General features: G+C 67.9%; 14 protein-coding genes. 12 read left to right on the top strand and 2 right to left on the bottom strand.

All coding sequences use genetic code 11. The features are described from left to right. Positions 1–6: 6 nt before the first annotated feature. From AC1DMQ_RS12690 to AC1DMQ_RS12635, 12 genes are all read left to right on the top strand, one after another. Positions 7–1,491: an NADH-quinone oxidoreductase subunit M gene (locus tag AC1DMQ_RS12690; RefSeq protein ID WP_477033921.1), complete on the top strand. Its 1,485-nt coding sequence runs from the start codon at positions 7–9 to the stop codon at positions 1,489–1,491. An 8-nt stretch (positions 1,492–1,499) separates the two neighbouring features. Next, the gene (nuoN, locus tag AC1DMQ_RS12685) at positions 1,500–2,951 is read left to right on the top strand and encodes an NADH-quinone oxidoreductase subunit NuoN (protein WP_477033920.1); all 1,452 of its coding nucleotides are present in this window, start codon (positions 1,500–1,502) and stop codon (positions 2,949–2,951) included. 1 nt (position 2,952) lies between these two features. Continuing rightward, complete coding sequence (locus AC1DMQ_RS12680; protein ID WP_477033919.1) at positions 2,953–3,705, top strand: biotin--[acetyl-CoA-carboxylase] ligase; 753 nt, start codon at positions 2,953–2,955, stop codon at positions 3,703–3,705. After that, a complete protein-coding gene (locus tag AC1DMQ_RS12675; protein ID WP_477034055.1) occupies positions 3,702–4,490 on the top strand; it encodes a type III pantothenate kinase in 789 nt (262 codons plus the stop codon). Before AC1DMQ_RS12680 ends, AC1DMQ_RS12675 begins: the two co-directional genes overlap by 4 nt. Then, positions 4,487–6,181, top strand: a complete 1,695-nt coding sequence (locus AC1DMQ_RS12670) for a ribonuclease J (protein ID WP_477033918.1) — start codon at positions 4,487–4,489, stop codon at positions 6,179–6,181. The genes AC1DMQ_RS12675 and AC1DMQ_RS12670 overlap by 4 nt, the downstream gene beginning before the upstream one ends. Positions 6,182–6,269: 88 nt before the next feature. Further along, complete coding sequence (locus tag AC1DMQ_RS12665; RefSeq protein WP_477033917.1) at positions 6,270–6,935, top strand: rhomboid family intramembrane serine protease; 666 nt, start codon at positions 6,270–6,272, stop codon at positions 6,933–6,935. A 196-nt stretch (positions 6,936–7,131) separates the two neighbouring features. Further along, the gene (locus AC1DMQ_RS12660; RefSeq protein WP_477033916.1) at positions 7,132–7,449 is read left to right on the top strand and encodes an antibiotic biosynthesis monooxygenase family protein; all 318 of its coding nucleotides are present in this window, start codon (positions 7,132–7,134) and stop codon (positions 7,447–7,449) included. A gap of 58 nt (positions 7,450–7,507) precedes the next feature. Beyond that, entirely contained in the window at positions 7,508–7,924 is a 417-nt protein-coding gene (gene mce / locus AC1DMQ_RS12655) for a methylmalonyl-CoA epimerase (RefSeq protein ID WP_477033915.1), read from the top strand. Further along, complete coding sequence (locus tag AC1DMQ_RS12650; protein ID WP_477033914.1) at positions 7,924–8,184, top strand: DUF1467 family protein; 261 nt, start codon at positions 7,924–7,926, stop codon at positions 8,182–8,184. Before mce ends, AC1DMQ_RS12650 begins: the two co-directional genes overlap by 1 nt. A 334-nt stretch (positions 8,185–8,518) precedes the next feature. Beyond that, positions 8,519–9,856 carry a proline--tRNA ligase gene (proS, locus tag AC1DMQ_RS12645; RefSeq protein ID WP_477033913.1) on the top strand — a complete coding sequence of 446 codons (1,338 nt, stop codon included), beginning with the start codon at positions 8,519–8,521 and terminating at the stop codon, positions 9,854–9,856. Beyond that, positions 9,856–11,130, top strand: a complete 1,275-nt coding sequence (locus AC1DMQ_RS12640; protein WP_477033912.1) for a lipoprotein-releasing ABC transporter permease subunit — start codon at positions 9,856–9,858, stop codon at positions 11,128–11,130. Before proS ends, AC1DMQ_RS12640 begins: the two co-directional genes overlap by 1 nt. A 13-nt stretch (positions 11,131–11,143) precedes the next feature. Then, positions 11,144–11,830: an ABC transporter ATP-binding protein gene (locus AC1DMQ_RS12635; protein ID WP_477034054.1), complete on the top strand. Its 687-nt coding sequence runs from the start codon at positions 11,144–11,146 to the stop codon at positions 11,828–11,830. Positions 11,831–11,850: 20 nt separating this feature from the next. Here the strand turns inward: AC1DMQ_RS12635 and AC1DMQ_RS12630 are convergent, their stop codons facing one another. Together AC1DMQ_RS12630 and AC1DMQ_RS12625 are read right to left on the bottom strand one after the other, a co-directional pair. Beyond that, entirely contained in the window at positions 11,851–13,083 is a 1,233-nt protein-coding gene (locus AC1DMQ_RS12630) for a hypothetical protein (RefSeq protein WP_477033911.1), read from the bottom strand. Between the two features lie 65 nt (positions 13,084–13,148). After that, positions 13,149–14,108 carry a nucleoside hydrolase gene (locus AC1DMQ_RS12625; RefSeq protein ID WP_477033910.1) on the bottom strand — a complete coding sequence of 320 codons (960 nt, stop codon included), beginning with the start codon at positions 14,106–14,108 and terminating at the stop codon, positions 13,149–13,151. Between the last annotated feature and the right edge of the window lie 77 nt (positions 14,109–14,185).

The raw sequence follows: 14,185 nt of genomic DNA, 5'->3' as shown, positions 1-14,185 counted from the left end.
AGATCGATGACCGGCCTTCTCAGCCTCACCACCTTCGCCCCGCTCGTCGGCGTGGTCCTGTTGCTGGCGGTTCGCGCCATGCAGGGCGACAGCGCCAAGACGGACAACCTGGCCAAGTGGATCGCCCTGGCGACCACCCTGGTCACCTTCGCCCTGTCGGTCGTGCTGGTCGCCCAGTTCGACCCGAAGAACCCGGGCTTCCAGTTCGTGGAAGACCTCAACTGGTTCGCGGGCCTGCACTACCGCATGGGCGTGGACGGGATCTCGATCCTGTTCGTCCTGCTGACCACCTTCCTGCTGCCGATCTGCGTGATCGCCGGCTGGAAGTCGGTCGACAAGCGGGTGGTCGAGTACCTGATCTGCTTCCTGGTCCTGGAGACCCTGGTGGTCGGCGTGTTCTGCGCCCTGGACCTGATCCTGTTCTACCTCTTCTTCGAGGGCGGCCTGGTTCCGATGTTCCTGATCATCGGCATCTGGGGCGGCAAGCGCCGGGTCTACGCGGCCTACAAGTTCTTCCTCTACACGCTGCTCGGCTCGGTGCTGATGCTGGCGGCCATCCTGTCGATGATCGCCATCGCCCACACCTCGTCGATCCCGGCGCTGATGGTCTTCAAGTTCGCCCCGTGGCTGCAGACCTGGCTGTGGCTGGCCTTCTTCGCCAGCTTCGCGGTCAAGATGCCGATGTGGCCGGTCCACACCTGGCTGCCCGACGCCCACGTCGAGGCGCCGACGGCCGGTTCGGTGATCCTGGCGGGCATCCTGCTGAAGATGGGCGGCTACGGCTTCCTGCGCTTCAGCCTGCCGATGTTCCCCAACGCCTCGGAGCTGTTCCAGCCGCTGGTGTTCGCGATGTCGGCCATCGCCATCGTCTACACCTCGCTGGTCGCCTTCCGTCAGACCGACATCAAGAAGCTGATCGCCTATTCGTCGGTGGCCCACATGGGCTTCGTGACCATGGGCATCTTCTCGGGCAACGTGGCGGGCGAGCAGGGCGCGATCTTCCAGATGCTGAGCCACGGCCTGATCTCGGGCGCGCTCTTCCTCTGCGTCGGCGTGGTCTATGACCGCATGCACACCCGCGAGATCGCCTTCTACGGCGGCCTCACCAACCGCATGCCGTGGTACGCGGCGGTGTTCATGCTGTTCACGATGGGCAATGTCGGCCTGCCGGGCACCTCGGGCTTCGTCGGCGAGATCCTGACCATGACCGGCGTCTACCAGGCCTCGACCTGGACGGCGATCGTCGCCACGACCGGCGTGATCCTGTCGGCGGTCTACGCGCTGAACCTGTACCGTCGCGTGATGTTCGGCGAGATCGTCAATCCCGAGCTCAAGACCATCACCGACCTCGACAAGCGCGAGATCCTGATCTTCGCTCCGCTGATCATCGGCACCCTGGTGCTTGGTGTTTATCCCAATCTCATCTTCAACCTGACCGCGTCGTCCGTCGACGGGCTCGTCGGCGCCTGGCGCGCCGCCGTGGGCGGGTGAGGGACCCCATGACGTTCGCCGCCAACTTCTCCCTCGTTCTTCCCGAAGTGATCCTCGGGGCCTCGGCCCTGGTGTTGCTGGTCTGGGGCGCCTTCCACGGCAAGGTCACGCCGCTGTTCACCGGCGCGGCCGTCCTGGCCCTGCTGGGCGCGGCCGTCGCCGCCGTGGTCGGGCCGCACGGTCACGCCTTCAACGGCGTCTATTCCGCCGACGCGGCCGCCACCTACGCCAAGGTCGCGATCTTCGGCTTCAGCGCCGTGGCGATCGTGCTGGGCGACCGCTGGCTGGCCGTTCGCGGCGACCAGAAGTTCGAGTTCGCCGTCCTGGTGATCCTGTCGGCGCTGGGCATGGGCGTCACCGCCTCGGCCGGCGACCTGATCAGCCTCTATATCGGCGTCGAGCTGCAGTCGCTGGCGCTGTACGTCCTGGCCGCCTTCCGCCGCGACGACGCCAAGTCGTCGGAAGCGGGCCTGAAGTACTTCGTGCTGGGCGCGCTGTCGTCGGGCCTGCTGCTGTACGGCGCCTCGCTGATCTACGGCTTCGCCGGCTCGACCCGCTTTGAAGACATCGCCGCCGCCGGCGCCGCCATGGCCCACGGCGGGCACGGCACGGGCCTGCTGTTCGGCTTGGTGTTCCTGCTCTGCGGCCTGGCGTTCAAGGTCTCGGCCGCGCCGTTCCACATGTGGACCCCGGACGTCTACGAAGGCGCCCCGACCCCGGTCGTCGGCTTCTTCGCCGCCGCGCCGAAGCTGGCCGCCATGATGATGTTCGCCCGCGTGCTGGGCGACGCCTTCCCGGACTCGGTGGCCCAGTGGCGCCAGATCCTGGTCATCACCGCCCTGGCCTCGGTCTTCGTCGGCGCGTTCGCGGGCCTGGCCCAGAACAACCTCAAGCGCCTGTGGGCCTACAGCTCGATCGCCAATGTCGGCTACGCCCTGCTGGGCGTGGCGACCGGCGGCGAGACCGGCCTGCACTCGATGCTGCTGTTCATGACCCTGTACATGGTCGACGTCACCGGCTTCTTCGCTTGCCTTCAAGCCTTGTCGCGCGACGGCAAGCCGATGGAGACCATCGAGGACATGGCCGGTCTGGTGAAGCACCGTCCGGGCATCGCCGTGGCCATGACCGCGTTCTCGCTGTCGGCCCTGGGCATGCCGCCGTTCTCGGGCTTCTGGGCCAAGTTCTACGTCTTCGGCGCGGCCATGGGTTCGGGCGACGTGCTGCTGCAATGGGCGGCGGTGCTGGGCCTGGTCGGCAGCGTGGTCGCGGCGTTCTACTATCTGCGTCTGATCAAGACGATGTGGTTCGACGCACCGGCCGGCGCGGTGGACAAGCCGCAGCCGATCGCCCGCGTGGTCGGCTTCGTGGCCGCCGCCTTCTCGTTCCCGATCGTGCTGGTCGCGCTGATCTGGCTGGACCCCGCGGCAAGGGCCGCCGCGGCGGCCTTTGGCCACGCGTGACGTGACGGGCGCTCTTTCGCCCGCGCCCGTCGTCGTCCTCGACGAGATCGACTCGACCAACGCCGAGGCCCGTCGCCGCGCGGAAGCGGGGGAGGCGGGCCCGGTCTGGATCGTCGGCCTGCGCCAGACCGCCGGCCGCGGCCGGCGGGGCCGCGCCTGGGAGACCGGCGACGGCAACCTGGCCGCCACCCTGCTGTTCGCCACCGACAAGCCGCCGGCCGAGGCCGCCCAGGTCTCGTTCGTCGCGGCCCTGGCGGTCGCGGACCTGCTGGCCGCCTACGTGCCCGCCAGCCTCGTCAGCCTCAAATGGCCCAATGATCCGTTGCTCGGCGGGCTGAAGGTCAGCGGGATTCTGGTCGAGTCCGGCGCCCGGCCTACCGGCGGCCTGTGGATCGCCGTCGGGGTGGGCGTGAACCTGGCCCGCAAGCCGATCGACAGCGAACGGCCCGCCACCGCCCTGACCACCTACAGGGACGCCCCGCCGCCGTCGCCCATCGACGCGATCGAAATCCTGGCCGCCGCCTTCGCGCGTTGGCAGGACGTCTGGATGCGCCTGGGCTTCCCGGCCATCGCCGACGCCTGGACCGCCCGTGCCCACGGCCTGGGCGAGGCCTGCGTGGCCCGTCTGGGGACCGAAACCCTGGAAGGGATCGCGGAAGGGCTGGACGGCGACGGCGCGCTGCGTCTTCGTCTGGCGAACGGCCAACTGCGGCGGGTCACCGCCGGCGACGTCTTTTTCGGAGGGGCCTCCTGATGCTGCTGGCCATCGAACAGGGCAACACCAACACCATGTTCGCCATCCATGATGGCAACGAGTGGATCGCCCAGTGGCGCGCCGCCACCGAGAGCACGCGCACGGCCGACGAATACGTGGTCTGGCTGTCGCAGCTGCTGTCGATGCACGGCCTGGGCTTCCGGGCCATCGACGCCTGCATCATCTCCAGCGTCGTGCCGCAGTCGATCTTCAACCTGCGTAATCTTTCGCGCCGCTATTTCAACGTCGAGCCGCTGGTGATCGGCGAGAACGCCAAGTTGGGCGTCGACGTGCGCATCGACAAGCCGTCCGAGGCCGGGGCCGACCGCCTGGTCAACGCCGTGGGCGCGCACATGATCTATCCCGGCCCGTTGATCGTCATCGACAGCGGCACGGCCACCACCTTCGACATCGTCGCCGCCGACGGCGCGTTCGAGGGCGGCATCATCGCTCCGGGCATCAATCTTTCCATGCAGGCCCTGCACGAGGCCGCGGCCAAGCTGCCGCGCATCGCCATCCAGCGTCCCGCCCGCAACCGCGTTGTCGGCACAGACACCGTCAGCGCGATGCAGTCCGGCGTGTTCTGGGGCTATATTTCACTGATCGAGGGCCTGGTGGCCCGCATCAAGGCCGAACGGGCCGAACCCATGACCGTGGTCGCCACCGGCGGCGTCGCCTCGCTGTTCGAGGGCGCCACCGACAGCATCGACCACTTCGATTCAGATCTGACCATTCGTGGTCTCCTCGAAATTCATCGCCGTAACACCCATTTAGAGACTCAATGACCAAATATACCGACAAGCCTTCCCCCAAAGACGAGCTCGTCTTCCTGCCTCTGGGCGGGTCGAACGAGATCGGCATGAACTTCAATCTGTACGGCTATGGCCCGGCCAACGACCGCAAGTGGATCGTCGTCGACCTGGGCGTGACCTTCGGCGACCAGACGACGCCCGGCGTCGAGATCATCCTGCCCGACCCCGAATTCATCGAGGCACACGCCAAGGACATCATCGCGATCGTCCTCACCCATGCCCACGAAGACCACCTGGGCGCCGTGCACTGGCTGTGGCCGCGCCTGAAGGCGCCGGTCTACGCCACGCCGTTCACCGCCTTCCTGCTGCGCGAGAAGCTGCGCGACGCCGGCCTGCTGGGCGAGGTGCCGATCACCGAGATCCCGCTGGGCGGCAGCTTCGACCTGGGTCCTTTCCACCTGGAAATGATCACCCTGACGCACTCGATCCCCGAGCCGAACGGCGTGGCGATCAAGACGCCGCTGGGCACGATCCTGCACACCGGCGACTGGAAGATCGATCCCGATCCCCAGCTGGGCGGCCCCACCGACATCGAGGCCATCCAGCGCCTCGGCGACGAGGGCGTGCTGGCCATGGTCTGCGACAGCACCAACGTCTTCGTTGATGGCGTGGCGGGCTCCGAAGCCGGCGTCCGCGTGGCGATGAACAAGCTGATCAAGGGTCTGACCGGCAAGATCGCCGTGGCCTGCTTTGCCTCGAACGTCGCCCGGATGGACACCGTGATCCGGGCCGCCCAGGCCGCCGGCCGCAAGGTCTGCCTGGCCGGCCGCTCCATGCACCGGATGAGCGCCGCGGCCCGCCACGTCGGCCTGCTGGAGGGCCTGGAGCCCTTTATCACCGACGACCAGGCCAAGTACCTGCCCGAGAACGAAGTGCTGTTCCTGTGCACCGGCAGCCAGGGCGAAGCCCGCGCTGCCCTGGCCCGGATCGCCGAAGGCACCCACCCGCACGTCAAGCTCTCGCAGGGCGACCACGTGATCTTCAGCTCGCGGGTGATCCCGGGCAACGAGATCCCGATCCGCAACCTGCAGAACAAGCTGGCCGACCGCGGCGTGCGCCTGCACACCGAACGCGACACCCCCGGCATCCACGTCAGCGGCCACCCGTGCCGCGACGAGCTGAAGCAGATGTACCAGTGGGCCCGGCCGCATATCGCCGTGCCGACCCACGGCGAGCGCCGCCACCTGATCGAGCACGCCGCCTTCGCCAAGGACCTGCAGGTGCCGCACGCGGTCAGCCCGCGCAACGGCGACATGGTGCTGCTGGCCCCCGGCCATCCGCAGATCATCGACGAGGTCCCGTCGGGCCGCCTCTATGTCGACGGCGGCGTGGTGACGCCCGAGAACGGCGAGGCCCTGCGCGAGCGGCGTCACGCCGCGTTCAACGGCATGCTGGCCGTGTCGGTCGTGCTGGACGGCCGCAACAAGATCGTCTCCGGCCCGCAGGTCCGCGGCCTGGGCCTGGCCGGCGACGCCGAATATCCGCTCGACGACGCCCTGGACGACCTGGCGGAGGAGGCCGAGACCGCCTTCAAGCGCCTGAGCGGCGACCAGTGCGAGATCGACGAGGCGATCGAAAGCGCCCTGTCCAAGGCCGTGAAGAAGGCCGCCTTCCGCATCTGGGAACGCAAGCCCGTGGTCGAGACCACGGTCCTGCGGATCTAGCCCCACGATGAGCGACGGACGGACCTCCGTTCCCGAGACCCCCCAGGATGCTCCGCGTCGCGAGACGATGTGGGGCAGGGGGCCGTCCATGCTCTGGTTCGAGGCCTGGCCTGTCCTGGTGATGACAGGCCTGCTCTGGCTGGTCTTCGCGGGCCAGCTGCTCGCCGACGCCTACGGCCAGGGCGACGCGGTCTTCGTGTTCGGCGCGCTGTCGAAGGTCGGGCTGGACTATGGCCTGTGGTGGACGCCGATGACCCACATGTTCCTGCATGCGGGTTGGCTGCACATCGCCATGAACAGCGCCGCGTTGGTGGCCTTGGGGCCCGCGATCGCCCAGCGGCTGGGACGCGACGCCATGGGCGGTCTGCTGTTCCTGGTCTTCTTCCTGGTCTGCGGCTTGGCCGGCGGAGCGGCCTTCCTGCTGCTGGCCCCGGCGAACGTTCCGGCGGTCGGCGCCTCGGGCGCGATCTTCGGCCTGTGGGGCGCCGTCGCCCGGCTGGCCGCTCCGGGACAGATCAAGCTGGCGCCGCTGTTCTCACGCGGCGTCGCCCAGCAGGTCGGCTCGGCGATCGTCTCCAACCTGCTGGTCGTCGGACTCGGCGCCGCCTATGGCCTGGCGTCGAACCAGGGGATCATCGGCATCGCCTGGCAGGCCCACCTGGGTGGGTTCGTCGCCGGAATCCTGCTGATCCAGGTCATGCCGGTGCGTTTCCACTGGCTGAAGGGCCTGCCCAAGGGCTCGCAGCCGTTCTGATCGGCTGCTAGGCTGTTCCCGTCGAAAAGGAGCCTGCGGGTCAGGTAAGCCCCGCCAGGCCGCAAGGCCCTCCGTCCATCCGGACCCTCGGCAAGCCCAGGCGCTCACGCGTCGCCGGGCTTGGCGAGGCCGTGTCCGGGCAGGAATCCGGCCGTCTCTCCAGGCCCCATTCCAGACCCATGTCGGAGAGACCTTCATGCCCAGGATCATCGCCAATCTCGGCGTCGTCACCCAGATCAACGTCTTCACCGCGCCGCAAGGTGGGCAGGACGCCCTGATCGACTTCCTGAAGGACGCCGCCCAGGCCGCCAGCGGCGTCGACGGTTGGCTGTCGGCCAGCCTGCATCGCGAGCTCGGCGGAAACCGCGTCGTCAACTACGCGCAGTGTACGGACCAGGCCGCCATGCGCCGCGTCTTCCAGGCGTTGGACGCAGGCGGCTGGATCGACGGCAACAAGCACCTCGGAAACGCCTCGCCGGGGCTCTATGAAGTCGTCTATACCCTCGAAAAATAGAACAGGGTCGCGCGGTCCTCACCGGACCGCGCCGCCTTCGCAGGACAGACGAACGCGCATGATCGGCAAGCTCAACCACGTCGGCGTGGCCACGCCCTCCATCGACGAGTCGGTGAAGATGTATCGCGACCTGCTGGGCGCGACCTCGCACACCGAGAAGTGGGCCATGCCCGAGCAGGGCGTGTGGGTCTGCTTCGTCAACCTGCCCAACAGCCAGATCGAGCTGATCGAGCCCTATGGCGAGGCCTCGCCGATCCATGGCTTCCTGGCCAAGAACCCCAAGGGCGGCCAGCACCACATCTGCTTCGAGGTGGAGAACATCTTTGAGTCCCGCGACAGCCTGGTCGCCAAGGGCGCCACCGTGCTGGGCGAACCGCGCATCGGCGCCCACGGCACACTGATCATCTTCGTTCACCCCAAGGACATGGGCGGCATGCTTGTCGAGCTCATGGAAACCCCTAAGGAAGCCCACTGATGGGTCCCGTCACCTGCATCGCCGTCTATCTGACCATCTGGTGGACCACGCTGTTCGCCGTGCTGCCGCTGGGCAACCGCACCTTCAAGGAGATGGGGATCGAGCCGCCGCCCGGCGCCGACCCCGGCGCGCCGGTCAATCCGAACCTGAAGCGCAAGTTCTTCACGACGACCTGGGTGTCGGCCCTGGTCATGGCCGCGCTGCTGCTGGTCATTCACTTCGGGCTGATCCAGCTGCCGGCTCTGCCCGCCACCTATTGATCACAGGAATGGCGCCCAAGCCTTGGGCGGGCGACGTCATAATTGCCGGCATTCGCCCAATCCGTGGGCGAACTTCGCCAACTGGTCAGGCCAGACGCAATCGGGCGCCCCGAACAGTCGTTCGGGGCATAACCTCAGACTCACGAGGCCGGCTTTTCCGACCTTGCTCTGTGGCGTCTTCCCCGACGATGACTTGAAAGGCCGCGCGAGGACCGCGCGGCCTTCTTTTCTTTGTCCACAGCATTGGCTCAGCCATCTTTTCGCCGCGCGCGTTGCCAAGCTGACGCCCAAGCGGCTATCTCAACGCCTCGAATTCCCCGGAGACGTCTCGTCCATGCGCCTGTCGCGCTATTTCCTGCCCGTTCTCAAAGAAGCCCCCTCCGACGCCCAGATCGTTTCGCACCAGCTGATGCTGCGCGCGGGCATGATCCGCCAGGAGGCGGCGGGCATCTACGCCTGGCTGCCGCTGGGCCTGAAGGTGCTCAAGAAGGTCGAGCAGATCGTCCGTGAAGAAATGGATCGGGCCGGCGCGATCGAACTGCTGATGCCGACGATCCAGCTAGCCGACCTGTGGCGCGAGAGCGGCCGCTACGAGGCCTATGGCGACGAGATGCTGCGCATCACCGATCGCAACAAGCGCGATCTGCTCTACGGCCCCACCGCCGAGGAAGTCGTCACGGACATCTTCCGGGCTCACGTGCGGAGCTACAAGGAACTGCCCAAGAACCTCTACAACATCCAGTGGAAGTTCCGGGACGAGACCCGTCCGCGCTTCGGCGTGATGCGTGGCCGCGAGTTCCTGATGAAGGACGCCTACAGCTTCGACCTCGACGCCGAGGGCGCGCGCAAGGCCTACAACCGCATGTTCGTGGCCTATCTGAACCTGTTCTCGCGCATGGGCCTGAAAGCCGTGCCGATGCGCGCCGACACCGGCCCGATCGGCGGCGACCTCAGCCACGAGTTCATCGTCCTGGCCGACACCGGTGAAAGCGCCGTGTTCTGCCACAAGGATCTGGTCGAGATGGCCGCGCCCGGCCCGGACGTCGACTGGTTCGGCGACCTGCAGCCGCTGGTGAACCAGCGCACGGCGCTCTACGCCGCCACCGAGGAAATGCACGACGAGGCGGCCTTCGACGCCATTCCCGAGGGCGACCGCCTGTCGGCGCGCGGCATCGAGGTCGGCCACATCTTCTCGTTCGGGACCAAGTATTCCGAGCCGATGAAGGCCCTGGTCACCGGACCGGACGGCAAGGACGTGCCGGTCCAGATGGGCAGTTACGGCGTCGGCGTCTCGCGCCTGCTGGGCGCGATCATCGAGGCCAGCCACGACGAGGGCGGCATCATCTGGCCCGAGTCCGTCGCTCCGTTCGACGTGAGCATCATCAACATGCGCCAGGGCGACGCCGCCTGCGACGAAGCCTGCGAGACCGCCTATCAGGCGCTCAAGGCCGCCGGCCGCGATCCGCTCTATGACGACACCGACACCCGGGGCGGCGCCAAGTTCGCGACCGCCGACCTGATCGGCGTGCCGTGGCAGCTGATCGTTGGTCCCAAGGGCATCGCCGAGGGCCTGGTCGAGATCAAGAACCGCAAGACCGGGGAGCGCCACAGCGCCCCGCTGGCCGATGTGATCGCTCAGCTCTCTGGCCCCAAAACGGACCGGGCCGCCTGATGGCTCTCGGCGCCGGCCCGTTCGGAACCTGGGAACGCACCGTTGCCTGGCGGTACCTGCGCAACAAGCGCAAGAACGGCGGCGTGGCGCTGATCGCCATCATCTCGTTCGCGGCGGTGATGCTGGCGGTCTTCGCCCTGATCACCGTGATGAGCGTGATGAACGGCTTCCGGGCTGAGCTTCTGGGCCGGCTGCTGGGCTTCAACGGTCACGTCTATGCCCAGGGCCCGCTGCTGAACGGACCGGACCGCGACGGCATCATCGGCCGCATCAAGGCCGTGCGCGGCGTGACCCAGGCCGCGCCGATGGTCGAGGCCCAGGCCATGGTCATCGGCCCGAGCCAAGTGTCCGGCGCCATCGTGCGCGGGGTCACCCCGGCCGACCTGCGCGGCATGAAGATGATCTCGACCAACATCAAGCGCGGCTCGTTGGCCGGGTTCGGCGAAGGCGAATACGGCGGCGACATCGTGCTGATCGGCGACCGCATGGCCCGCAACCTGGGCCTGTCGGTCGGCGACGCCATCACCCTGATCTCGCCCTCCGGCCCGGCCACCGCGTTCGGCACCTCGACGCGCGAGAAGGACTATACGGTCGGCGGCATCTTCAGCGTGGGCATGAGCCAGTTCGACGAGAGCTTCGTCTATATGGCGCTGCCCCAGGCCCAGCTGTTCTTCGGCCGCGACACCTCGATCGACTACGTGGAGATCAAGGTCACCGACCCGGACAAGGCCAAGGAGATCAAGCCGATCATCGAGCAGGCCAGCGGCCCGGGCGCCTTCGTCCAGGACTGGATGGACAAGAACTCCAGTTACTTCAACGCCCTGCAGGTCGAGCGCAAGGTGATGCGGCTGATCCTGTTCTTCATCGTCGCCATCGCCACCCTGAACATCATCTCGGCCCTGGTCATGCTGGTGAAGAACAAGGGCCGCGACATCGCCATCCTGCGGACCATGGGGGCCAGCCAGGCCTCGATCCTGCGGATCTTCATCATGGCCGGCGCCTCGATCGGCCTGTCGGGCACCCTGGCGGGCCTGCTGCTGGGCACGCTGTTCTGCGCCAATATCACCGCCATCCAGAACTTCGTGGAGTGGGTGACGGGTACGGCGGTGTTCAGCGCCGACATCTATTTCCTGGCCCACATCCCGGCCAAGATCGACTGGGCCGAGGTGGCCAGCATCGTCGGCATCTCGACGGCCATGAGCATCCTGGCCACCCTGCCGCCCGCCATCCGCGCCTCGCGGCTCGATCCGGTCGAGGCCCTTCGCTATGAGTGATCCCACCCAGCCCGTGGCCAGCCCCGTCCTGGCCCTGCGCGGCGTCGAGCGCACCTATGTCACCGAGGCCGGGGCGCTGAACGTGCTGCGGGGCGTCGACCTGGACGTCTATCCAGGTGAAGTCGTGGGCCTGATAGGACCGTCCGGTTCGGGCAAGTCGTCGCTGCTGCACGCGGCCGGCCTGCTGGAAAAGCCCAACGCCGGCCTGATCGCCCTGGACGGTCGCGACTGCTCCAAGCTGTCCGAGCGCCAGCGCACCAAGGTGCGGCTGTCGACCGTCGGCTTCATCTACCAGTTCCACCACCTGCTGCCCGAGTTCAGCGCCGTCGAGAACGTGGCCATGCCGGCCATGATCGCCGGCAAGAGCCGGGCCGAGGCGCGCGCCGCCGCCACGGAGATGCTGAACCAGCTGGGCCTGGCCGAGCGGCTGGGCCACCAGCCGGGCCAACTGTCCGGCGGCGAGCAGCAGCGCGTGGCCATCGCCCGGGCCCTGGCCAATCATCCCAAGCTGCTGCTGGCCGACGAGCCGACCGGCAACCTCGACCCGGCCAATTCGGCGGCGGTGTTCCAGTCTCTCTACGAGCAGGCCCGGCAACGGGGCGTGGCGGCTTTGATCGCCACCCACAACATGGAGCTGGCCCGCTACATGGACCGGGTCTTCGCGCTGAAGGACGGGCACCTGGTTCCCCAGAGCTTCTAGCTGGAAAGCGCTTCTAGACTCTAGAACAGGTACCGCAGCGCGGTCTGCACCACCGTCTGGGTCTGCTGGGGCGCCTCGCCCAGGCGGACCCGTTCGGGGCGGTCGCTGTCGATGTGCAGGCCCTCGAACACCGGGTGGACGTCCGGCCGCACGTCCCAGCGATAGGCGACCAGCGCGGCCCAGCCGTGCTCGGCGTTGTTGTCGACCGCCTTGTTGGTGCGGTCGGTGGTCGAGAACTGATCCAGCCGGCCGGTCAGCGATCCGGGACCCAGGTCCCGTGTCGCCGAGACATAGGTCGCCTGGAAGCCGACATCGGTCCAGACGCCGTAGGCGGTGGACTTGCCCATCAGGGTCTCGCCCTGCATCGCCTGGGCGCGCAGGTGGGTGGCGGCGTCGATGTCCCAGCGGGCGCCCAGGTTGAAGAACCGCGTCTCCCAGGACCATTCGTGATTGTCGACGGTCGTCCGGTCGCCGTCGTTGTCGTAGGCGAACAGGTCCAGCATCAGGTTCGGGCTGGGCCGCCACTCGAGGCGCGCATAGACGCCGGCGCGGCCGTCCAGCTCGCGCACCGGGGTCGTGAACGGCGCCTGCCGCTTGGCCATGAACGGGCTGACCGGCGGCAGCGGGAAATCGCCCGTGGCGCTGGACTTCAGGTCGTGCAGCGCCCAGCCGCGGAAAGTCAGCAACGTGCCCGAGGTGTCGCCGTGGGTGAAGACGCCGACCGTGGCGGCCAGTTTCTGGCCGGCGAGCGCGCCGCGCACCGTGGCCTCCAGCCCGACGACCTTGGTCTCCTCCGCCACCCAGCTGTTGATCGCCGAGGGGGTGATCGTGTCGGGCACGGACCATTCCAGCCCGTCGTGCTCCAGCGAGATCGGCGGGTACATCAGGCCGGCGCGGGCGTTCAGCCTCAGGCTGCCGGCGATGTCGCCGCGATAGGTCAGATAGGCTTCGCCGGCGTCGACCACGCGGTCCTGGGCCTGCTGGCTCTGGGCGACGATGACCGCGCCGAGGCGGGAGGAGAAGCGGGGGTTCCAGACGATCGAGGCCTCGCCGAGCGCGGCCTTGCCGCCGTCCCCGAACCGACCCTTGCCCAGGCCGCCGTCGATCCACGAGGTCTCGCCGTCGGCGGCGCCCAGGCGCAGGTCGATCAGGCCCGAAACGGTCTGGCGCGAGAACAGGTCGGCCTCGGCGCGGGCGTCGATCGCCGCCGACAGCCCGACGGTCGCGGCCATGAGCGCGACGAACTTCCGCAATGATTTCTCCCCCAACGGAGGAAAGCTAGTCCGACGCGTGCTGAGATTGAGTTAAGCGCTGCGGGTCAGAGCAGAGCGCGGCGCAAGGCCGCATGGAAGCCCGCCTGATCGATCTTCTTGATCACCCGCGCGTTCGGCGCCCGGCGTTTCAGCGCCGGATCGGCCACCTCGATGTCGGGCAGGATCGTGTGTGAAACGCTCAGATAGCCGCGCGTCAGCTCGCCCATCGTCTCGACGTCGACCACGGCCATCTCGGCCTCCAGGATCAGGCTCTCGTCCAGGGCCACGGCGCAGGTCAGGGCGTCGGGGTGCAGGCTGCCGTCCAGGTGCTGGGTCTCCTGGGCGAAGGCCAGGGAGGTGCGGTTGACCTGGGTGAAGAACCTGGCGCGCGGCGTGCCCAGGGCGTCCAGCGCCGCCAGTTGCTCCAGGTCCAGCAGACCGTCGCGCAGGGTCTCCGTCCAGGTGACGATGGTCATCGGGAAGCCGGCGTTGATGACGATCTTGGCCGCCTCCGGATCGACATAGAGGTTGTACTCGGCCGCCGGGGTGACGTTTCCGACGCCGTTGTCCGTGCCGCCCATGATCCACAGGTGCTTGACCGCCTGTGCGATGCGCGGCTCGCGCAAATAGGCCAGGGCAATGTTGGTCAGGGCGGCCTGGGCGATCAGGGTGATCTCGCCGGGCGCCTCCATCACCCKCCGCACGATCTCGTCGGCGGCGTGGCCGGGGGAGGGGCGTTGCGCGGCTTTCGGAAAGCCGCTGTCGCTCATGCCATCGGCCCCGAACACATAGACCGCGTCCAAGGGCGCGCGGGTGAACGGCCGCTGGGCGCCCAGATAGACCGGAACCTCGCCGCCGCGCTCGCAGGCTTCCAGGGTGGCCAGGGCGTTCTCGGCGTGCTGCTCGAAGCCGACATTGCCGTGGGCGATGGTGATGGCCTCGACGCTCACGTCGGGACGGCGCAGGGCGAGCATCAGGGAGAACACGTCGTCCCCGGCGGTGTCGGTGTCGATGATCAGGCGCATGGGGCGATCTGCGCCGATCCGCCTGTCAAATCCACCGGAAATCGCCGTTTTGGCCCGTCCACGCGAGGCCGCGGCAA

The sequence above is a fragment of the Caulobacter sp. 05L422 genome (assembly GCF_056397765.1).
The sequence above is the reverse complement of the archived record's forward strand: the minus strand, read 5'-3'. Positions and strand labels throughout refer to the sequence as shown.

Coding starts and splice junctions, on each gene's coding strand:
- AC1DMQ_RS12690 (WP_477033921.1), top strand. CDS start 7: ATGACCGGCCTTCTCAGCCTCACCACCTTCGCCCCGCTCGTCGGCGTG.
- AC1DMQ_RS12650 (WP_477033914.1), top strand. CDS start 7,924: ATGGGTCCCGTCACCTGCATCGCCGTCTATCTGACCATCTGGTGGACC.
- nuoN (WP_477033920.1), top strand. CDS start 1,500: ATGACGTTCGCCGCCAACTTCTCCCTCGTTCTTCCCGAAGTGATCCTC.
- AC1DMQ_RS12665 (WP_477033917.1), top strand. CDS start 6,270: ATGCTCTGGTTCGAGGCCTGGCCTGTCCTGGTGATGACAGGCCTGCTC.
- AC1DMQ_RS12670 (WP_477033918.1), top strand. CDS start 4,487: ATGACCAAATATACCGACAAGCCTTCCCCCAAAGACGAGCTCGTCTTC.
- AC1DMQ_RS12660 (WP_477033916.1), top strand. CDS start 7,132: ATGCCCAGGATCATCGCCAATCTCGGCGTCGTCACCCAGATCAACGTC.
- proS (WP_477033913.1), top strand. CDS start 8,519: ATGCGCCTGTCGCGCTATTTCCTGCCCGTTCTCAAAGAAGCCCCCTCC.
- AC1DMQ_RS12640 (WP_477033912.1), top strand. CDS start 9,856: ATGGCTCTCGGCGCCGGCCCGTTCGGAACCTGGGAACGCACCGTTGCC.
- mce (WP_477033915.1), top strand. CDS start 7,508: ATGATCGGCAAGCTCAACCACGTCGGCGTGGCCACGCCCTCCATCGAC.